We start from the raw sequence: 19,539 nt of genomic DNA, 5'->3' as shown, positions 1-19,539 counted from the left end.
CCCTGAATCCAGGGCGATCAAAGGGGCCCTTCATGTCAGCCTGTTGTGACGACCCCTGAGCCGTCGGGGACTTTTCCGGCGCAGTCTGGCAACCCGTCACGCCCAGCACCAGCACAAGACCTGCGAGCAGGAGGGGAAATTTCGGTTTCATTACAATCATTCCTCACAGTCAGCCATTGTCGAGATGAGATTCGATAAGCAAAACACGCTCATGCTATGCATTCACGATGACAATTTGCTGACAATGCCGTGTCTTTGTAAAAGTTCACGCGCCTGTCATGCCCGCATGGTATTCACGGGTGGATGCGTGGAAATGGCCACGCGCGATACAGGTTCTCCAACCCATGACTCAGCGCCCCGCCTCGGCAACCCCGGATGCCTCTCTGGCAGACCTCAATACCTTGACGGATGCCATGCTCAAGCTCAGGAGCGAGGTGGTGTCCGGCGCTGAACAGCGGCTGAAGAAATTTCATCCCGATTGCCCGGACATCATTCCCTTTTCCGCCCGCAATCTGGCCCAGTATCTGGCATTGAGGGCAATAGACCTGCGCCCCTTGCAGACATGCCTGGCAAGACAGGGGCTCTCTTCCCTGGGGCGCACGGAGGCCCATGTCATGGCCAGCATCAATCAGGTGCTGCGGGTACTGACCCGACTCACCCACCGCAACCATGAAGCCGATCCAGAACCCGCCGGGATCGATTTCGAACGGGGTCGGCACACGCTCAAGGAAAATGCCGACCATCTGTTCGGAACCCCGCCGGCCGGAAGGCAGGTGCGCATCATGGTCACACTGCCCAGGGAAGCCGCCCTGCATGAGGATCTGGTGCAGAAACTGGTGGAAACCGGCATGGACTGCGCCCGCATCAACTGCGCCCATGATGATCCGGAAGTCTGGTCCGCCATGATCCGCCACCTGCGCGCCGCCGAGCGAAGACTGAACTCCCGCTGTACGATCCTGATGGATCTGGCGGGTCACAAGCTACGCACCGGTCCCTTGGCCCATCGCCCGCCGGTTTCTCATGTCAAACCACGGCGCAACCTGCTTGGCAGGGTGATGCAACCAGCGCAGATCATCCTGAATCCCGCGAACGGGACGCTGATAACTGTGGGTGAGGGTGTGTATCAATATCTGCTGCCGGCTCCTTGTCTGGATCGCATGCAGGCCGGTGACCGACTGGTTTTTGAAGATACCCGGGGCAAGAAGCGCCGGATGAGCATCGTGCAGACACTGGACCATGGCGGTCGGCTGGCCAACCTGGACCGTGGCGCCTATTTCACCCAGTCTACCCATTTCGTTCATGAACGCCGTAACGGTATGGGTGACTGGCATGAGATACAGACACTGCAACTGGACTGGCCCGCGCTGGAACCCGTCACGATCCGACTGTTCAAGGATGATCTGCTGCACCTGACTCGCACCCAGACCCCGGGACAACCGGCAACGGTGGACGAGAACGGGCAATGCCTGCTGCCCGCACACATTGCCTGTACCACGCCCGAGGCATTGGCGGCCCTGGAGGCGGGGCAAAAAATCTGGATCGATGACGGCAAGATTGGCGGTACGGTGGATCACCTCACTGACGACGGCGTCATGATCCGCATCACCCATTGCCGTCCCCAGGGACATCGCCTGCGGCCGGACAGGGGCATCAATTTCCCCGGCGCCTCGCTGAACCTGCCCGGCCTGAGTCCGCAGGATCTCGAACACCTGGGTTTCGTGGCAGCCCACGCGGATCTGGTGGGTTATTCCTTCGTCGAATCCCGGCAGGACATGATACTGCTCATGGATGAACTGGCCCGGCGAGGAGGCTCGGGCCTGGGCATCGTGGCCAAGATCGAGACCTGCCGAGCAGTGGAGAATCTGCCGGAGATCATCCTGGCCACCTTGGGGCGCCACCGCTTGGGGGTGATGATCGCTTGCGGCGATCTGGCGGTGGAGATCGGGGGAGAACGTCTGGCGGAGATACAGGAAGAGATCCTGTGGCTCTGTGAGGCGGCCCATGTGACGGTGATCTGGGCCACCCAGGTATTGGAAAGCCTTGCCAAGGAAGGCCTGATCTCGCGGCCGGAGTTGACGGACGCCGCCATGGCGGGACGGGCCGAATGCGTCATGCTCAACAAGGGTCCCTATATCCTGGACGCCCTTCGGACCCTGGACAGCATCCTGGTGCGGATGCAGGCCCATCAGCACAAGAAGACCGCCCAGCTCCAGGCTCTGCGACTGGCCGGCTAGACCGCCATAAATACCAAAAATGAATCGATAAGTTATATTTTATTCTTTTTTGACCATCCGCAATCCTTGCTACTGTACCTCCAACAACGAATGGAGGAACACGGCATGTCAGCACCGGCCATTGAACGGCACAACCACGAAAACCTGGAAGGCATCAACCGCACACTGGCATCCCTGGGTGCGCAGGCCCGGGTGCGCTGGGGACTGGAGCACTTCGGTGAGCAGATCGTGCTCAGTTCCAGTTTTGGTGCGCAGGCCGCGGTGATGCTGCATCTGGTGACCCGTGAACAACCGGATATCCCCGTGATCCTGGTGGATACGGGTTATCTCTTTCCGGAAACCTATCGGTTCGTGGATGAACTGTCCTCGCGCCTCAACCTGAACCTGCATGTGTACCGCGCCGCCCTTTCCCCGCACTGGCAGGAGGCGCGCTACGGCAAGCTGTGGGAACAGGGGCTGGAGGGAATCGAGCGTTATAACCGGATGAACAAGGTGGAACCCATGCAGCGGGCACTCGGTGAACTGGGGGCACGCGCCTGGTTTGCCGGGCTGCGCCGACAGCAGTCGGCCTCCCGAGCAAACCTGGATATCGTGGCCTCACAGAATGGGCGGCTGAAGATTCACCCCATCATCGAATGGACCGACCGGGATGTGCACCGCTATCTCACCCGCCATGAACTGCCCTATCACCCGCTGTGGCACGAGGGCTACCTGTCCATCGGTGATGTCCATACCACGCGCTCGGTACATGAGATTGATGACCCGTCACAGATGCGGTTCTTCGGCCTCAAGCGCGAGTGCGGGTTGCATGAGCATGTGTGAGCCGGTGGTCGTGTTCGGCTACTGACCGTCGTGATGGGAGCTGTAGACCCAACTGAGGCCTTCGGCATCGAAGGCCATGACGTCATAAGGCTGGGTCCGGCCATCGGGCATCTCCATCCCGGGAGAACCCAGCGGCATGCCCGGGGCGGCAATGCCCACCGCTCCCGCCGGACGCTCGGCAAGGAAGCGATGCACCACCTCGGCAGGCACGTGTCCCTCCACGATCAGTCCATCCACAATGGCGGTATGACACGAGGCCATGGCACGGGGTAGTCCCACCTGCGCCTTGACCAGACCCATGGCACGGGTTTCCCGGCTGTCCACCCGGAAGCCGTTGGCCTCCAGGTGCTGTTCCCACAGGGTACAGCAGCCACAGTCGGGGTCCTTGTAGACGGTGATGGCCACGTCTTCCGCCTGCGCCCACCCCAGGGACAGGGCACCGATCAACAGGGACAGCATCAGGATGGGTTTCAGGAAAAATGGAACATCCTTTGCGGGGGACATGGTTGACTCCGGACCGGCTACGGTCATCGATTGAAAGAACTACTGATTGATCCAGCGCCCCTGGGCATCCCGGCAGGCCACGCCGGTGATGGTTTCCCGTGAACCGTCGATATTACCGATGACGGTATATTCACGGCAGTCCTGACCCGAGGCCTGGTAGGTGCGCGTGGGGGTGGCCTGGAAACTGTGGCCGGTATTCGGGTTGCGCCAGGCCACCGGGCGATTGTCGGGGGAGGTTTCCAGGGCACGGGAGACGTTCATGCGATCCACTTCGTCCATGGTCCGCCCCACGGAACCGCCAACCACCGCGCCCGCCAGGGTGCCGGCAATGATGGCGGCGGTACGCCCCCTGCCGGCACCGACCTGACTGCCGATGACGCCGCCCAGGGCCCCGCCGATCACCGCCCCGGTCTGCTCCTGGGTCGGTCCCGTCGCACAGCCGCCGACGAGGACGGCCGCGCCCATGATGGCGGCAATGCTGATCTTGCTCAGAATGGTCATGATGATGCTCCCGGGTCTTTTGCGCAGACAGGTTCAGGCTTCCGTGGGAGGATAGAACACAAGACCTGAACGGGGCCTGACCCAAGCCATATGGAAATTGGAACCGCCCGGTCCCGGCAGGTTCCTCAAACACACCCCGGAAGGCCCAGCCCGGTTCGGGAAGCCTCCCTGCTTCCCATGGAGACCGGACGATCAAGCGGTTCTGAGCAGATCATACTGCAGATCCGGATAGGCCCTCGGACTCCTCACACCATTCAGCACCGCCTGCGGATCTTCACTCTCCGGCAACTGGAAGGCGTTGAAACCGACCCGGCGCATGAAGTCCAGCTGATCCCGATAGACCTCGCCGGTCGCCCTGAGTTCGCCCTGATAGCCGTGCCGGGTACGCAGCAACCGGGCAGTGCTGTAGTGCCGGCCATCCGCCACCCGGGGAAAGTGCAGGCCGATCAGGTTCAATCGGCCGAGCCACGGCAGGATCGGCTCCAGGCTGTCTTCCGGTTGCAGGATCACGCCCAGTCCGCCGGGGCGCTGGGAATAGAACAGGGCGTTGGCGACGAACCGCTCATACCCGAACAGCAGGCTTCCGTCCGGCGGCAGGGATTCGTCATCCCTCACTGTGCGCCAGTGATCCGTGGTGAGTTGCCCGTCGAGAATGATCATGTTGTTCATAAACCGTTTCCTTGAAAGTCTTGAGACCGATGCGTTGCACCGTCTCCGCAAAAGGCTCCCCCGACAGCCGCCGGGCGGCGTAAAGGGCGAGTATTGTTTCGATGGCGTCCGGGACTTGCTCCGCCCGCAGGGCCGGCCCGAGCACGCGCCCCAGACGGCTTTCGGACCCGGCACGGCCTCCCAACAGCAGCTGAAACCAGGAACCGCCCTGCTTTTCCACACCCAGCAGACCGATGTCCGCCACGTGGTGATGGGCACATCCGTTCATGCAGCCGGAGATCTTCAGGTGGACCTCCCCCAGGTCATGGAGATAATCCAGATCCTGGAAACGCTGCTGGATCTGCTGCGCCAGCGGCAGGGTGGCCGCATTGGCCAGATTGCAGTAATCCAGTCCCGGACAGGCGGTCACATCGTTCACCGTGCCGATGCCGGGATTGGCCAGACCCAGGATGTCCAGGGTCTGCCAGACCTCCCGCAGGGCCCGCACCGGAATATGGGGCAGCAGCAGGTTCTGATCATGGGTGGTCTGCAACCGGCCGAAGCCGTGCTGATCCGCCAGATCGGCCAGCACGCGCATCTCCACCGCCGTCAGGTCGCCGGGCGCCCGTTCCAGCCCCTTGAGCAGGATGAAGACCACCCGGTACCCGGGTACCCGGTGTTCACGGGTGTTGTACCGGAGCCAGCGGGCAAAAGCCCCGGTGGGCGCGGGCTCGATCCGGTCATCGGCCAGCGCGGGATCATGGGCCGGCTCGGTGAATCGGGCCTGGATCCGCGCCAGGGCGGCCAGGGCCGAGATGGACCGGGTTTCACGAATGTCCTGCCAGGTTGCTTCCACCTGATTCGAGAAGGCCTCGATCCCCAGGCTCTTGACCAGGATCTTGATACGGGATTTGTAGAGATGATCCCTGCGCCCGGCCTGGTTGTAGACCCGCAATACCGCCGTGAGATAGTCGATGAGATCATCAGCGGGCAGGAACTCCCGCAGGCACTGGGCCAGATGGGGCTCTCGACCCAGGCCGCCGCCGACCCAGACCCGGAATCCCGGCTTCTCCTGTTCATCCCGCCGAAGTTCCAGCCCCAGATCATGAATCCGGCAGGCGGCGCGGTCGTGCAGGCGGCCGCTGACGGCGATCTTGAACTTGCGCGGCAGGAAGGTGAACTCGGGGTTCAGGGTGGCCCATTGCCGGATCAGCTCACACCAGGGCCGGGGGTCATCCACCTCGCCGGGCAAAAGTCCCGCCAGCGGATCGGTGGTGACGTTGCGGATGCAGTTGCCGCTGGTCTGGATGGCATGCAAACCCACCTCGGCCAGTTCGGCCAGGACATCGGGGACCGACGCCAGCGTGAGCCAGTTGAACTGGATGTTCTGGCGGGTGGTGAAATGGCCATAGCCGCGGTCATGGTGCTCGGCCACATGGGCCAGCCCCCGCAACTGGTCCGAGGAGAGGACGCCATAGGGGATGGCCACCCGCAGCATGGGGGCGTGGCGCTGCACATAGAGGCCGTTCATGAGGCGCAGCGGACGGTAGGCATCCTCGGTCAGCTGCCCGGCCAGAAAGCGCTGTGTCTGGTCGCGGAATTCCGCCACCCGCTCCCGCAGCAGGGCCTGGTCCCATTCATCCTGTTGGTACATTGTCTACCGTCTCCTGCATTCTTGAGCTTTGCAGGAGGTTACTTCAATTGATAACGATCAAAAAAGAATTTGTATTCATCTATTGATTCCTTTAGTGAATATGAGGCAGGTCAAGGGGAGTGTCGGGCAGGTTCAGGAACGCCCCGCAAGGCCTACAATGAAGTCCAGGCAGTTGACCACCTGGAGGCATCATGGAATTACCCGAGCTGACAGTCCGCCTGCCCGACTGGCTGCGGGCACAACTGCAGGGGCCGGCTCCCGTGCTGGAGACCGCCGAGGCACAGGTCCGGTTCGCCATCGAACTGTCCCGACAGAATGTGATCCACGGCACCGGCGGGCCTTTTGGGGCCGCCATCTTCGACGAGGACGGGACCCTGGTGGCACCGGGGGTGAACATGGTGGTGAGCCGGGGCTGTTCCATCCTGCATGGGGAGATGGTGGCACTGGCCATGGCCCAGCAGAGGGTGGGGCGGCACGACCTGAGCGATGGCGGGCAACACCGGTATCGGCTGGCGGTATCGGCCGAACCCTGTGCCATGTGCATGGGTGCCCTGCCCTGGTCCGGCATCCGGGAACTGGTCTACGCGGCCCTGGACGAGGATGTTCGGGCCATCGGGTTTGACGAGGGCGACAAGCCCGCGGCCTGGCGGCAGGCCCTGGAACGACGGGGCATCCGGGTGACGGGAGGGGTGCTGCGGGAGGAGGCCGTGGCCGTGCTCAATCAGTATCTGGCGACCGGCGGCCGGCTCTACTGAGAGCCGGGCACCAGCAGTCACGATGCGGGAGACTCCCGCGAGGGCGGCCTATTCCTCTCCCGGCGTCTCGCCCCGGGCAGCCCTTTCCATCTCCTCCAGGCTGACGTGGCGCACGTCCTTGCCCTTCACCAGGTAGATCACATATTCGCACATGTTGCGGGCATGATCGCCGATGCGCTCCAGCGCCCGCAGGGCCCAGATCACGTCCAGGGCACGGGTGATGGTGCGGGGATCTTCCATCATGTAGGTGATGTGCTGGCGCATCACGGACTCATATTCCCGGTCCACATGGGCATCTTCCCTGGCCACCGCCAGGGCCACTTCCACATCCATGCGGGCAAAGGCATCCAGGGCCTCATGCACCAGACGCGCCACCCGTTCGCCCAGGGACTGAACATCCGCGTACTGATTCTTGGGTCGGTCCTTCTCCGCCAGGTGCACCGCCATGCGGGCCACCTTTTCCGCTTGGTCGCCGATACGCTCCAGATCGGTGATGGTCTTGACGATGGAGATAATGAAGCGAAGATCGCTGGCCGCCGGCTGATGGCGGGCCAGGATCTCGGCACACTGCTCGTCGATGATGACCTCCAGGCTGTTGACCCGGGCATCGTTCTTGATGACCTGATCCGCCAGGCGCACATCGGCGGCCACCAGTGCGCTCACCGCATCGGTCACCTGGGATTCCACCAAGCCGCCCATGGCAAGGACACGGTTGCGCAGAGTCTCCAGTTCCTCGTTGTATTTCTCCAGGTAGTGACCACCCAGTTTGTTCTTGTCCATCGCTATTGCCTCGAAAATATCGGTGAAGAACGGCCGATCAGCCGTAACGACCCGTAATGTAGTCCTCGGTGGCCTTCTTCCTGGGATTGGTGAAGAGGGTCATGGTGTCGCCGTATTCGATCATCTCGCCAAGATACATGTAGGCGGTGTAATCGGATACACGGGCCGCCTGCTGCATGTTATGGGTGACGATGAGGATGGTGTAATCCTCCTTCAGCTCATAAATCAGCTCTTCGATCTTGGCCGTGGAAATCGGATCCAACGCCGAGGCGGGTTCGTCCAGCAGGATTACCTCCGGCTCAATGGCAATCGCCCGGGCGATGACCAGACGCTGCTGCTGACCCCCGGAAAGCCCGAAGGCGTTCTGGTGAAGACGGTCCTTGACCTCATCCCAGAGGGCGGCACTCCGTAGGGAACGCTCCACCACCTCGTCCAGGACCTTGCGGTCACGCACACCCTGCAGGCGCAGGCCGTAGGCCACGTTCTCGTAGATGGACTTGGGGAAGGGGTTGGGTTTCTGAAACACCATGCCCACCCGGCGACGCAACTCGGCCACGTCCACCTTGCGGTCGTAGATGTCATCCCCTTCCAGCAGGATCTTGCCCTCGATACGGCAGGCATCCACCAGGTCGTTCATGCGATTGAAACAGCGCAGCAGGGTGGACTTGCCGCAGCCGCTGGGGCCGATGAAGGCGGTGACCCGCTTCGCGGCCACCTTCATGGAGATGCGCTTCAGGGCCTGGGCCTCACCGTAGTAGAGGTTGAGGTCCTGCACTTCCAGGGCAATGGTCTCGTCGGCCAGGCGCAGACGCTTGCGCTCGGTGTTCTCGAAGAGACCGGCGGTGACGCCGTGGGTCATGGTGTTCTGCTCTGTCATGGTTGTCATGCCGTCCATATTCTTGAATCTCTTCGACCGGGATCAATCCGACTCGCCGCGATATTTCTCGCGCAGATGGTTGCGAATGCTGATGGCGGTCAGGTTCAGCACCACGATCAGGACCACCAGGGTCAGGGCGGTGGCGTAAACCAGCGGCTGGGCCGCCTCCACGTTGGGACTCTGGAAGCCCACGTCAAAGATGTGGAAGCCCAGATGCATGATCTTGCGCTCCAGATGAATGAAGGGGAAGTTACCGTCGATGGGCAGGGTCGGAGCCAGCTTCACCACCCCCACCAGCATCAGCGGCGCCACCTCGCCCGCGGCCCGGGCGATGGCCAGGATCAGGCCGGTCATCATGGCGGGCGTGGCCAGGGGGACCACCACCTTCCACAGGGTCTCCGCCTTGGTGGCACCCAGGGCCAGACTGCCGTGACGGATGGTGCTGGGAATCCGCGACAGCCCCTCCTCCGTGGCCACGATCACCACCGGCAGGGTCAGCAGGGCCAGGGTGAAGGAGGCCCACATCAGACCCGGCGTGCCGAAGGTGGGCGACGGCAGGGCTTCAGGATAGAAGTTGCGGTCAATGGCCCCGCCCATGAAATAGACGAAGAAGCCCAGGCCAAACACCCCGAAGACGATGGAGGGCACCCCCGCCAGGTTGTACACGGAGATGCGAATCACCCGCAGCAGCGGCCCCTGGCGGGCATATTCCCGCAGGTAGATGGCCGCCAGCACACCGAAGGGGGTGACGATGATGGACATGATGAACACCATGGTCACGGTACCGAAAATGGCCGGGAAGATGCCGCCCTCGGTGTTGGCCTCACGGGGATAACCGCTCATGAACTCCCAGAACTGCTTGAGATAAAGGCCGGTCTTGCTGAACACATTCATGTCATTCGGCTGGATGGCGCGAATGATCTGGGCCATGGGAATGTCCCATTCCCGACCATCCATCACCCGCGTCACCAGGGTGTCGCGACGCACGTCCTTGTACAGCGCGTCCAGCTGCTCCTGCAGCACGGCGTATTCCTGGTCCAGTACCAGGCGCTGGGCGGCCAAGGCCGCCATGCCCTGATCCCGCTCGGCCACGGTGATGCGGCCTTCACGCAGTTGCAGGTCCAGGCGCCGCTCGCTCAGACGCACCCGCTCCATGCGGTGATTGACGTTGCCGATCTCCCGTCGCTCGATGCGGCGGATTTCATCAAAGATATCGTTGGCGCGGCGAATGCGCTGCTGCAACTCCGGCCACAGCTGGTCTCCTTCCGCCACGGTGCGGCCCTGTTCCAGGATGCGCACGGGGAAGCCGTAGAAATCGCCCCATTCACGCCGCTCCAGGCGCATGGCGTCCTTCGGATAGGTCCACTGGGTCATGCCCAGTTCCGGGTACCAGACAAAATCCCGCCCCCAGACATCCCGGTTACCCTGTTTGATCAGATGACGGGTGACCAGCTGGATGTCATCGTCGATGGGCACCCCCGCATCCCGCAGCACCTGGGCCGGCAGCACCTGGGAGCGGGACAGTTCGCCGACAATGCGCATCTCGCGACCGTCATGGGTGGTCAGGTCCGTCATCAGGATCGGCGAGGGCCAGAAGTGGGAGAAGCCACGCACCATAATGAGGGCCAGGAGACCCACCACCATGATCATGCTGATGGCGATGGCGCCGGCATTGAGCCAGACCCAGGGGCTGCCGCTCTTGAACCAGTTCTTGAGAGTCATTGGCTTGTTCCCGGCACGTTCCGGTCCAGTTCCAGAAAAATCATCATGTCATGCCCTCCCCGGCCTACAGATTGCTGTAGCGCTGACGCAGGCGCTGGCGGATGATCTCCGCCGCCGTGTTCACCACGAAGGTGAGGATCAGCAGCACCAGGGCGGAGAAGAACAGGATGCGGTAGTGGGTGCTGCCCACGGCGGTCTCGGTCAGTTCCACGGCGATGTTGGCCGAGAGGGTGCGCATGCCTTCGAAGATGTTGAAGTTGATCACCGGGCTGTTGCCGGTGGCCATCAGCACGATCATGGTCTCGCCCACGGCCCGGCCGAAGCCCATCATCACGGCGGCGAAAATGCCGGGGCTGGCGGTGGGCAGCACCACGCCCACCACCGTCTGCCAGGGAGTGGCGCCCAGGGCCAGAGAACCCTGGGTCAGGTGCTTGGGCACGTTGAATACCGCATCCTCGGCAATGGAGAAGATGGTGGGAATGACGGCAAAGCCCATGGCGATCCCCACCACCAGGGCATTGCGCTGGTCGTAGGTGATGCCCACCTCGGTCAGCCACTGCCGCATGCTGCCGCCGAAGAACAGCACTTCCACCAACGGACTGGCGGCGATGGACAGCCAGCCCACCAGAAGGATCACCGGCACCAGCACCAGGATCTCCATACCCAGAGGGACGTACTGGCGCACGCTCAGGGGCATGCGGGTCCAGGCGAAGCCTGCTGCCAGCATGGCCAGGGGCATGAGTATCAGGATGCTGAACACCGCCGGCAGATGGGACTCAATGAACGGTGCCAGCCACAGGCCCGCCAGGAAACCCAGGATCACGGTGGGCAACGCCTCCATGATCTCCACCGTGGGCTTCACCACGGTGCGCAGGTGCCGCTGCATGAAGTAGGCAGTGTAGATAGCGCCCATGATGGCCAGGGGGGTGGCGAACAGCATGGCGAAGAAGGCGGCCTTGAGGGTGCCCAAGGTCACGGGAATGAGACTGAACTTGGGCTCGAAGTCATCGGTGGCGCCGGAGGACTGCCAGATATACTCGGACTGACTGCGTCCCTCGTACCATACCCGGCTCCACAGGGCCTGCCATGACGCCTGAGGATGGGGGTTTCGCAGGTCCAGCAACAGCAGGTTATCGGCGTCGTCCCGCACCAGCATCGCCCGATTCACCGGCGACAGGCCGATATCCCGAATCGGGCCATCGGTCAGCTGACGCTTGAGCAGGGTCCGGTGGGAGGTGGCGTAATGAATGCCCAGTACACCGGAGGCATCTCCCACATAGAATCCCTTTCGGGCCAGTTCCGGCGTGATGGCGGTGATGGGCGCGGCGTGGGATTCGAACTCCCGCACCAGGGTCAGATGGTGACGATTCTGCTCATCCCGCACCAGGAACCACTGGGACACCGAACCGTCGGACCCGCCGACGATGATGGACAGGGTGCCCACCAGGAAATCCATGGCCGTGATCTGGTGTCCCTGGGGAACCACCCGGCCGGAATCGGCCAGACGGGCATTGGCCGGCACGGAGATGTCGTAGTAATGGAGCTGTCCCAGGTCATCGGCAACGAAGACGCTGCGATGATCCCCGGACACCAGGATCTGCCGGGTGTTACCGGGTGGAGACGGCAACTGGAAAGAGTCCCGCCGCACGTCCACGGCCCCGGTGAAGAGGTTGGTGGTGCTGCGTACCCGACTCATGAGCAGGCGGTTGTCTTCGGTGAGCGCCGCCAGCACGAAACCCTGGGGGCCTTCCTGGACGGCAATCTGGGTGAGAGCCCTGCCCTGGGGATCCACCACCACCGGGTCATCCCCCAGAGGGAAATCCACCTTGGGCGTGATGTAACGGATGTCATCCGGATAGCTCAGGTCATAGGCATGGCGGCCGACGATGGCGCTGCCGTCCGACAGGCCATAGGCCACCAGTCGCTGGCGAGCCTCGCCATGGGCAAAGCTGGTGACAGCCACTCCTTCGGGAATGGGCATGGCCGCTTGGGCGCGGACGCGGCCATCGCCGGTTTCAAAGAAGGTGGCGATACCGCGATCGGAAAAGCGCACCCCCAGTTCCTGATAGCGCTCCAGGGTCAGAAACAGGGTATCGGCGTCGGCATCACCGGGGAGCTGGTAGGTGCTTTCAACGGAGACATCCGCCGGCACCAGCAGCGGGAAAACCTCGTAAAAGAGGTAGACGAAGATCAGACCCAGGGCGAACACCACCCCGATACCGCCGGCACCCACGCCATAGCGGGACACACCGTCCTTGAAATAGCGCCACTTGCGCAGGCGTGCACGTTTTTCACCGCTGGGGAGCAACGTGGCCGACGGCCTGCTGTCCTTGCCCGGGGCTGTGATGGATGCATCAGTCATGGGGAAATCGCCGTCCGAAGGGATTGCACTTTGCGCGCACGGTAACCCACGAAAGTGACAGTACGATTACGGATTGTCATATTTCATGAAAGGCGCGCATGCCGTCATTCCCGCGAAAGCGGGAATCCAGCGATGGACTGAAAGGCCTGGGCTCCCGCTTTCGCGGGAGCGACGGCGCAGTGGGAGTGACAGGGGTGATGGAAGTGACGGGTGAGGGGCACAAGAAAAACAGCCCCGGCGATACCTCGCCGGGGCTGGCTTACAACCGGTCACAAGGACTGCTTACTTCACACCGACGCGCTCGCGCACCTGGGCGGCCACGGAGGCCGGCAGGGGGATGTAGCCGTCACGAAACACGATTTCCTGTCCCTGCTTGGACAGGATGAGCTTGACGAATTCATTTTCCAGCGGGGCCATGCCCCGGTTGGGGTGGGAGTTCACATAGACCAGCAGCTGACGGGCCAGCGGATAGTCGCCGGTGGCGGCATTTTCCGCCGTGGGCTCGAAGAACTGACTGTCATCCTTACCAACAGCAATGGCACGCACGCCGGCGGTTTGGTACCCGATGCCGGAATAGCCGATGCCATTGATGGACTCGGTCACGCCCTGTACCACGGAGGCGGAACCAGGCTGCTCGTTGATGCTGGGCTTGAAGTCACCCCCGCAAAGGGCAACTTCACGGAAGAAGCCATAGGTACCGGAGACGGCGTTACGGCTGTAGAGGGTGAAGTCGCGGTTGGCCCAGGCGCCGGTCAGGCCCAGTTGGCCCCAGCGGGTGATGTCTTCGGGATGGCCGCAGCGGCGGGTGGCGGAGAATACCGCGTCCACCTGGGGAATGGACATGCCCTGGATGGGATTATCCTTGTTCACGAACACCGCCACCATGTCGATGGCCACACCCACTTCCGTGGGCGGATAGCCGTGGGCCTGTTCGAAGGCCTGGATCTCGGAGGAGCGCATGGCACGGCTCATGGGACCGAAGTTGGCGGTCCCCTGGGTGATGGCCGGCGGAGCGGTGCCGGAGCCGGCACCCTGGATCTGAATGTTGACGTTGGGATAGAAGCGATTGAACTCCTCGGCCCAGAGGGTCATGAGGTTGTTCAGGGTATCGGAGCCGATGGAGGACAGATTGCCCGAGATGCCGGAGACGCGCTGGTAGTCGGGCAGGTTGGGGTCGACGCGATCCGCCATGGCGGGCGCGGAAACCATCAGGGCCGCGGCCACGCCGGCGACAAGGGCCTTCTTCAGGTTCATCATTGATTTCCTCTGGACAGGGGTGTGCGTGTGTCCTGCATCTCGCAAGGGGAAGCAGTTTTGACATGGAGAAGTATGGGAACCTGCGGTGTCAGGCTTGTGAAGGGATTGTGACGATTTGGTGACAACCCCTTCGCGGCTCGCGGTCCTCTAATGCTTCGAATGCCCTGAACCGGCCTGCGCCTCTTCCAGGACCGGCATCTCATCGGTCACCAGCGCCTTCAGGGTCATCCCCCCCATCAGCGCCTGCAGCGTTTCGTCACGCTTGCTCAGCACCTGATCCACACGCCGGTCCTCATCGGGCAACCCCTCGTCCAGCAATGAGCTGCCATAGCCCCTTACCGAATCCAGAATCTCCTTCAGGTTGATCCGCTCCAGATCCCGCCCGGGCACGTAGGCCTCGGCCTCACTGCCCGCGGACACCAGCAGCCCCGCCTGCCGCAGGGCCTCCAGCACCGGCTCCACCCCCTCTTCCGGCAGATTGAAGTCCCGGGCCATCCGTGCCCTGGGCGTCGGCCCCTCGCCCTGATAGAACCGCTCCCCGACCAAGCGCATCACCCGTAGCGCCAGGCGCTCCTGCAGATCTCCCGAGAGCCTCATCGGCGATCCATGGGCCACATGCAGATAGCCGGGATGCTGCACATAGAAAGCCACGTGAGAGCCCACCAACAGGATCAGCCAGTTCAGATACAGCCAGAACAGCGCCATGATGACGATGGCAAATCCGGAATAGATCGCATCATATTTGGTGGAGCCGGCCATCATGGACGTAAAGCCCCACCCGGTGGTCTGCCACAGCAACGCCGCCACCAATGCCCCCACCAGGGCCGGCACCGGTTTCACGCGAGTGTTGGGCACAAAAATGTAGATGAAGGCGAAGGCCAGCATCACCAACAGATAAGGCACCAGGCGGCTGAGCAGCGCCACCGACTCCCCCACCAGGCCATAGTCCATGGCTTTTTGCACCACGTCGGCGGCCATCACCGAAGCCGTGATGCCCAAGGCCGAGAAGATCAGCACCGGCCCCACCAGGATCACACTCAGATAATTGGAAAAACGCTGGGCGAAATTGCGGGGACTGGTCACATGCCAGATGTAGTTGAAGGCCGCCTCCACCTTCTGGACCAGGCCGATCACGGTAAAGAAGAGGAAGATCAGGCCGATGAATCCCAGCACCCCCACCCGCATGTTCTCGACAAAGACCACGATGTTGGTGACGATCTCTTCCCCCTGCTCACCCAGGGGCTCCAGCACCGTCAGCAGGAACGGCTCCACCGCGTTGTGAGCCCCAAAGGCCTTGAGCACGGAAAAGGACAGGGCCAGCAACGGTACCACCGACAGCAGGCTGGTATAGACCAGGCTCATGGCATGCAGGTTGAGCTGTCCGGCGGAGACCTCCCGGCCGATGCTCATGACCGCCCGCGCCGCACCCACCGCCCGGGCCTGGGATCGGGGCATGCGTCGCAGGTCACCCTGCTCCACCAGTTTTCTCAGGTGCTCGGGATAGTCCGCAATCTTCACCGATCGGCTCCTTTGCAATCGACGCATATCCTCATGATAGGCGCTGGAGACGCCCCTGTCATACCGGTGGCAGCAGGGACCGGCACGACATGAGCGACGTTCCTCTTTCTTCGTGCAGCCGCTACACTGCCCCCCGAACGTCAACTAAGGAGCGCCCGTCATGCCCATCCAGGTCGGCGATCAGATCCCCGAGACCACCCTGCGCGTGATGACACCGGCAGGTGACCACCCCATCACCACCACGGAACTCTTCAGCGGCTACCGCTGCGCCCTGTTCGCCGTCCCCGGTGCCTTCACGCCCGCCTGCTCCGGTGTTCATCTGCCCGGCTTCATCCACAAGGCGGAGCAGCTGCGGGCCGCCGGCATCGAGCGGCTCTTGTGCCTGGCGGTGAACGATATCTTCGTCCTCAGTGCCTGGGCCGACATCCACGCGGTGGACAACCGGATCATGATGGTTTCCGACGGCAATGGGGATCTCACCCGGGCCGTGGGGCTGGAATCCGATGCCACCGGCAGTCAGATGGGGGTCCGTTCCCGGCGCTATGCCATGATCGTGGACAACGGCCGGGTGGAATGGATCGGTGTGGACAAGCCCCGACAGGTGGTGGAAAGCTCCGCCGATGCCGTCCTCAAGGCCCTCCAGGGCCGACCATGACCGCCCCCAGATAGATCGCCACCAGCATCGACAGCACCAGACCGATGAACAGCAGCCCCAGGGTCTCCCAGCGCAGCAGCAGGCGCTCGCCCCGGGCCACCCGGTCCAGCCATGCCGCCCAAAGCCGGGGCAGCCCATGGACCAGGGCCAGGGTGAACCCGCCGCCCGGCATGTGCCAGAACCCAGGGGTACGGGAAATCCATCCCAGCACCCCCTGACCGCCCCGCTCCAAAGGCACCCACAGATCCCCCTCGGGTATCAAGCGGGGCATGGTCCCGCCCCAGAGACGAGCCAGCAGCACACCGCTGCCGCCGATCAACAGTCCCAAACCCATGGGCCAGGCCACCGCCAGCACATGGTCGGGGGTCAGGGCCTTGAACGCGCCTTCCGGTGCCAGAGCCCAGGGCAGGAGTACCGTGCCCAGCACCAGCACCAGACAGGGCAGCCAGAGGAACACCGACACCGGGCGAGGCTCGCGCGCGCCACCGGCGGCCAGTACCCAGAACCGCAGCATCAGCAGCAGGGTGCCGGCCGCCGCCGTGGACAGCAACAGGGTCACCAGGGACAGATCCACGGGCGCATCGTACAGGGGTGCCTTGAGCAGGGTCTTGGCCACGGCGCCACTGGTCAGGGGCATCCCCGCCAGCGCCAGTCCCGGCAACAGCAACCAGGCCAGTGCCGCCGGTCGCCCCACCCGCTGGGCAATGCCCACCCCCAGGAACAGAGCTGCCTTGGCAATGCCATGGTGCAGGGCGTAGATTACCAGTGCCGATATCAGCGCGGGCGCCAGGGCCGGGTGGGCTATCGCCACCCCCAGGCCCGCCGTCATCAGCCCCATCTGACTGATACTGGAATAAGCCAGCACGGTCTTCGCCCGATACTGAAAAACCCCCGCCGCCACCCCGTAGCCGGCCCCCACCAGGCCCAACACTACCAGGATCGTGCCCAGGGCTTCCGGCGCACTGCCCGGCGGTAGCAGGCGCATCCAACCCAGCAGGCCCGCCTTGATCATGGCCCCGGAAAGTACCGCACTGGCGGGGGTGGGCGCCGCCGGATGGGCCAGGGGCAGCCAGACATGCAGGGGGACCAGCCCGGCCTTCACCCCCAGACCGATCACCAGCAGGGCCGCGGCCGCCGCATCCGGCGGCTGCTCCCAGACCCGCACCATGCCATGTCCGCCGGCATCGTGCACCAGCAGGATCAGCCCTGTGAACAGGGCCACCTCGCCGACCACGGCCATGCCCAGATAGACCCAACCCGCCCGCCAGGATTCGAAGCGCTGGTCGTGCACCACCAGCCCCATGGCGGCCAGGCTCATGAGGGCAAAGCTGGTATAGAAAAAGACCACGTCCGCCGCCACCACCAGCCCCAGGTTGCCCGCCATGGCCAACAGGAAAAAGGCGTGGAAACGCACCCGGGCCGGACCTGCCCCCAGATACCCCTGGGCGTAAACGGCCGCCGCGCCCCACAGCAGGGCGGTGAGCAGCAAAAAGCCTCGTCCCACCGGATCCAGGGCCAGTTCCGTACCCATCAGCAGCCAGGGATAGAAGGCCCAGGCACCATCCGGCAGCCACACCAGGCCCGCCAGGGCCGGCAACACCGCCAGCGGGGTCAGGCGCCAGAGATGCCGCCCCAGGCCCGGCAGGGCCATCGCCAGCACCAGCAGCAGCGGGGTTACAGGGATCAGGATCAGCCACAGTTCCAGGGTCATGGCGTCTCCCATTCGAAGATGGCGCGCCAGATATGATCGTAGCCGTACTCGAATTCCACGATGAAGGTCACCCAGTACAGGGGACTGATGGTCAGGGAGGCCAGTAGCCCCATGCCCAGGGCCATGGCGGCGACGGTCACCGTGGGCAGCAGCAGCATCCAGTGGGTTTCCAGCCGTCGTCCCCCGTGACGTTCATCGGGCCACGCCCCCTCCCGGCGACTGAACCAGCCCCGCAGGATCGGCGGCAGGAAATACAGGGCGTTGAGCAGACTGCTGACCACCAGCACGCCGGTCACCCAGGCCATTCCCGCCTCCAGGGCGCCCAGGCCCAGATACCATTTGCTGATGAACCCGGCCAGCGGGGGAATGCCGATCATCCCCAGGGCCGCCAGGGTGAAGGCGGTCATGGTCCAGGGCATGCGCCGGCCCACCCCACGCATCTCATCCACCCGATGGATGCCCAGGGTCTCGGCGAAATTGCCGGCGCAGAAGAACAGGGTGATCTTCATCACCCCCTGATGGACCAGATGCACCAGCCCCCCCACGGCACCGATGGGTCCGGCCAGGGCCACGCCGAGGATGATGTAGGACACCTGGCTGACGGTGGAAAAGGCCAGCCGTTGCTTGAGATCATCGGCAAACACCGCACGCACCGAACCATAGACGATGGTCATGATGGCCAGCAGCAGCAACGGCAGGGTCACCCCCAGATCCGCCGCCAGTTCCACCCCGTAGACATCATTGAGCACCCGCACGATGCCGAAGGCCCCGGCCTTGACCACGGCCACCGCGTGCAGCAGGGCACTCACCGGGGCCGGGGCCACCATGGCCCGGGGCAGCCAGCTATGCAGGGGCAGCAAGGCCGCCTTGACCCCGAATCCGGCCATGAGCATGGCAAAGATCATGATCAGAACCGGACCCTGGTCGGCACTCAGATGCCGCAGATAACCGCCGGCGACAAAGGGCTCGGAACCCGCCAGCAGGGTCAGCCAGACCACGGCCCCCAGCAGCACCGCGCCCCCCAGGAGGGTGTAGGCCAAATAGATGCGCCCGGCCCGGAAGGATTCCGCCGTGCCCCGGTGTACCACCAGGGGCCAGGTGGCCAGGGTCAGGATCTCGTAGAAGATCAGCAGGGTGATGAGGTTGCTGGAGAAGGCGATCCCCACCGTGGCGCTCACGCACAGGCTGAAGAAACCGAAGAAGCGGCTGCGGTTGGGGGAATCCTCCAGGTAGCCGATGGCGTAGATGGTGGTGACCAGCCAGAGCACCGCCGAGAGGGTGGCAAACAAGAGAGACAGGGCATCCGCCGCCAGCACCAGATCGATCCCCGGCAACAGGTTCACGCTCAGGCTGTAGGTCTTGCCGTCCCGGTACACTCCCACCAACAGGGCAATGATCAGCAGGAACTTGAGGGTGGCGCCCCCCAGGTTGAGGGCCGTGCGCAGGGCAAACTGCTGCTCCCGCAGGAAGAAGATGGCCACCCCGGGCAGCAGGGAGCTCAGGAGAATCAGCAGCAGCATGTATCCCCCCGTTGCCATT

16 protein-coding genes are annotated in these 19,539 nt (G+C 63.5%); 4 read left to right on the top strand and 12 right to left on the bottom strand.

Annotated features, from left to right (window positions below):
- The first annotated feature begins 344 nt into the window (after positions 1 to 344).
- Together ECTPHS_RS09010 and ECTPHS_RS09005 are read left to right on the top strand one after the other, a co-directional pair.
- Positions 345 to 2,234, top strand: coding sequence for a pyruvate kinase (locus ECTPHS_RS09010; protein WP_008932425.1), 1,890 nt, complete (start codon positions 345 to 347; stop codon positions 2,232 to 2,234).
- A gap of 105 nt (positions 2,235 to 2,339) precedes the next feature.
- The gene (locus tag ECTPHS_RS09005) at positions 2,340 to 3,056 is read left to right on the top strand and encodes a phosphoadenylyl-sulfate reductase (protein WP_008932424.1); all 717 of its coding nucleotides are present in this window, start codon (positions 2,340 to 2,342) and stop codon (positions 3,054 to 3,056) included.
- 18 nt (positions 3,057 to 3,074) lie between these two features.
- Here the strand turns inward: ECTPHS_RS09005 and ECTPHS_RS09000 are convergent, their stop codons facing one another.
- The 4 genes from ECTPHS_RS09000 to ECTPHS_RS08985 form a co-directional block, all read right to left on the bottom strand.
- The gene (locus ECTPHS_RS09000) at positions 3,075 to 3,560 is read right to left on the bottom strand and encodes a DUF411 domain-containing protein (protein ID WP_008932423.1); all 486 of its coding nucleotides are present in this window, start codon (positions 3,558 to 3,560) and stop codon (positions 3,075 to 3,077) included.
- A gap of 39 nt (positions 3,561 to 3,599) precedes the next feature.
- Complete coding sequence (locus ECTPHS_RS08995) at positions 3,600 to 4,061, bottom strand: RT0821/Lpp0805 family surface protein (protein WP_008932422.1); 462 nt, start codon at positions 4,059 to 4,061, stop codon at positions 3,600 to 3,602.
- Between the two features lie 192 nt (positions 4,062 to 4,253).
- A complete protein-coding gene (locus ECTPHS_RS08990) occupies positions 4,254 to 4,730 on the bottom strand; it encodes a DUF934 domain-containing protein (RefSeq protein WP_083838815.1) in 477 nt (158 codons plus the stop codon).
- Positions 4,666 to 6,363: a nitrite/sulfite reductase gene (locus tag ECTPHS_RS08985; protein ID WP_008932420.1), complete on the bottom strand. Its 1,698-nt coding sequence runs from the start codon at positions 6,361 to 6,363 to the stop codon at positions 4,666 to 4,668. The genes ECTPHS_RS08990 and ECTPHS_RS08985 overlap by 65 nt, the downstream gene beginning before the upstream one ends.
- A gap of 191 nt (positions 6,364 to 6,554) precedes the next feature.
- Here ECTPHS_RS08985 and ECTPHS_RS08980 point away from each other — a divergent pair, with 191 nt between their 5' ends.
- Positions 6,555 to 7,118, top strand: coding sequence for a nucleoside deaminase (locus ECTPHS_RS08980; protein ID WP_008932419.1), 564 nt, complete (start codon positions 6,555 to 6,557; stop codon positions 7,116 to 7,118).
- Positions 7,119 to 7,166: 48 nt separating this feature from the next.
- Here ECTPHS_RS08980 and phoU read toward each other — a convergent pair whose 3' ends face one another.
- The 6 genes from phoU to ECTPHS_RS08950 all read right to left on the bottom strand — a co-directional run bounded on the left by phoU (position 7,167) and on the right by ECTPHS_RS08950 (position 15,661).
- Positions 7,167 to 7,898, bottom strand: a complete 732-nt coding sequence (gene phoU / locus ECTPHS_RS08975) for a phosphate signaling complex protein PhoU (RefSeq protein WP_008932418.1) — start codon at positions 7,896 to 7,898, stop codon at positions 7,167 to 7,169.
- 37 nt (positions 7,899 to 7,935) lie between these two features.
- On the bottom strand, positions 7,936 to 8,793 hold the full coding sequence (gene pstB, locus ECTPHS_RS08970) for a phosphate ABC transporter ATP-binding protein PstB (RefSeq protein WP_008932417.1): 858 nt from the start codon (positions 8,791 to 8,793) through the stop codon (positions 7,936 to 7,938).
- 24 nt (positions 8,794 to 8,817) lie between these two features.
- The gene (gene pstA / locus ECTPHS_RS08965; protein WP_008932416.1) at positions 8,818 to 10,497 is read right to left on the bottom strand and encodes a phosphate ABC transporter permease PstA; all 1,680 of its coding nucleotides are present in this window, start codon (positions 10,495 to 10,497) and stop codon (positions 8,818 to 8,820) included.
- Positions 10,498 to 10,561: 64 nt separating this feature from the next.
- The gene (locus ECTPHS_RS08960; RefSeq protein ID WP_083838814.1) at positions 10,562 to 12,859 is read right to left on the bottom strand and encodes an ABC transporter permease subunit; all 2,298 of its coding nucleotides are present in this window, start codon (positions 12,857 to 12,859) and stop codon (positions 10,562 to 10,564) included.
- A gap of 282 nt (positions 12,860 to 13,141) precedes the next feature.
- On the bottom strand, positions 13,142 to 14,113 hold the full coding sequence (locus ECTPHS_RS08955; protein WP_008932414.1) for a PstS family phosphate ABC transporter substrate-binding protein: 972 nt from the start codon (positions 14,111 to 14,113) through the stop codon (positions 13,142 to 13,144).
- 150 nt (positions 14,114 to 14,263) lie between these two features.
- Positions 14,264 to 15,661 carry a YhjD/YihY/BrkB family envelope integrity protein gene (locus ECTPHS_RS08950; RefSeq protein ID WP_050814240.1) on the bottom strand — a complete coding sequence of 466 codons (1,398 nt, stop codon included), beginning with the start codon at positions 15,659 to 15,661 and terminating at the stop codon, positions 14,264 to 14,266.
- Between the two features lie 133 nt (positions 15,662 to 15,794).
- On the opposite strand from ECTPHS_RS08950, the gene ECTPHS_RS08945 reads away from it, so the two are divergent.
- Positions 15,795 to 16,289: a peroxiredoxin gene (locus ECTPHS_RS08945; RefSeq protein WP_008932412.1), complete on the top strand. Its 495-nt coding sequence runs from the start codon at positions 15,795 to 15,797 to the stop codon at positions 16,287 to 16,289.
- On the opposite strand, the gene ECTPHS_RS08940 is transcribed toward ECTPHS_RS08945, so the two are convergent.
- Together ECTPHS_RS08940 and ECTPHS_RS08935 are read right to left on the bottom strand one after the other, a co-directional pair.
- Positions 16,264 to 18,000 carry a complex I subunit 5 family protein gene (locus ECTPHS_RS08940; protein ID WP_008932411.1) on the bottom strand — a complete coding sequence of 579 codons (1,737 nt, stop codon included), beginning with the start codon at positions 17,998 to 18,000 and terminating at the stop codon, positions 16,264 to 16,266. The two genes, ECTPHS_RS08945 and ECTPHS_RS08940, sit on opposite strands and share 26 nt — an antisense overlap.
- Positions 17,997 to 19,538: a complex I subunit 5 family protein gene (locus tag ECTPHS_RS08935; protein ID WP_050814239.1), complete on the bottom strand. Its 1,542-nt coding sequence runs from the start codon at positions 19,536 to 19,538 to the stop codon at positions 17,997 to 17,999. Before ECTPHS_RS08935 ends, ECTPHS_RS08940 begins: the two co-directional genes overlap by 4 nt.
- Between the last annotated feature and the right edge of the window lies 1 nt (position 19,539).

Source organism: Ectothiorhodospira sp. PHS-1, from assembly GCF_000225005.1.
In the GTDB taxonomy this organism is placed as follows: Bacteria; Pseudomonadota; Gammaproteobacteria; order Ectothiorhodospirales; family Ectothiorhodospiraceae; genus Ectothiorhodospira.
This window is presented reverse-complemented; position numbering and strand designations above follow the sequence as displayed.

Coding starts and splice junctions, on each gene's coding strand:
- ECTPHS_RS09005 (WP_008932424.1), top strand. CDS start 2,340: ATGTCAGCACCGGCCATTGAACGGCACAACCACGAAAACCTGGAAGGC.
- ECTPHS_RS08940 (WP_008932411.1), bottom strand. CDS start 18,000: ATGACCCTGGAACTGTGGCTGATCCTGATCCCTGTAACCCCGCTGCTG.
- ECTPHS_RS09000 (WP_008932423.1), bottom strand. CDS start 3,560: ATGTCCCCCGCAAAGGATGTTCCATTTTTCCTGAAACCCATCCTGATG.
- ECTPHS_RS08960 (WP_083838814.1), bottom strand. CDS start 12,859: ATGACTGATGCATCCATCACAGCCCCGGGCAAGGACAGCAGGCCGTCG.
- ECTPHS_RS08995 (WP_008932422.1), bottom strand. CDS start 4,061: ATGACCATTCTGAGCAAGATCAGCATTGCCGCCATCATGGGCGCGGCC.
- ECTPHS_RS08980 (WP_008932419.1), top strand. CDS start 6,555: ATGGAATTACCCGAGCTGACAGTCCGCCTGCCCGACTGGCTGCGGGCA.
- ECTPHS_RS08985 (WP_008932420.1), bottom strand. CDS start 6,363: ATGTACCAACAGGATGAATGGGACCAGGCCCTGCTGCGGGAGCGGGTG.
- ECTPHS_RS08945 (WP_008932412.1), top strand. CDS start 15,795: ATGCCCATCCAGGTCGGCGATCAGATCCCCGAGACCACCCTGCGCGTG.
- ECTPHS_RS08990 (WP_083838815.1), bottom strand. CDS start 4,730: ATGAACAACATGATCATTCTCGACGGGCAACTCACCACGGATCACTGG.
- pstA (WP_008932416.1), bottom strand. CDS start 10,497: ATGACTCTCAAGAACTGGTTCAAGAGCGGCAGCCCCTGGGTCTGGCTC.
- ECTPHS_RS09010 (WP_008932425.1), top strand. CDS start 345: ATGACTCAGCGCCCCGCCTCGGCAACCCCGGATGCCTCTCTGGCAGAC.
- pstB (WP_008932417.1), bottom strand. CDS start 8,793: ATGGACGGCATGACAACCATGACAGAGCAGAACACCATGACCCACGGC.
- ECTPHS_RS08935 (WP_050814239.1), bottom strand. CDS start 19,538: ATGGCAACGGGGGGATACATGCTGCTGCTGATTCTCCTGAGCTCCCTG.
- phoU (WP_008932418.1), bottom strand. CDS start 7,898: ATGGACAAGAACAAACTGGGTGGTCACTACCTGGAGAAATACAACGAG.
- ECTPHS_RS08950 (WP_050814240.1), bottom strand. CDS start 15,661: ATGCGTCGATTGCAAAGGAGCCGATCGGTGAAGATTGCGGACTATCCC.
- ECTPHS_RS08955 (WP_008932414.1), bottom strand. CDS start 14,113: ATGAACCTGAAGAAGGCCCTTGTCGCCGGCGTGGCCGCGGCCCTGATG.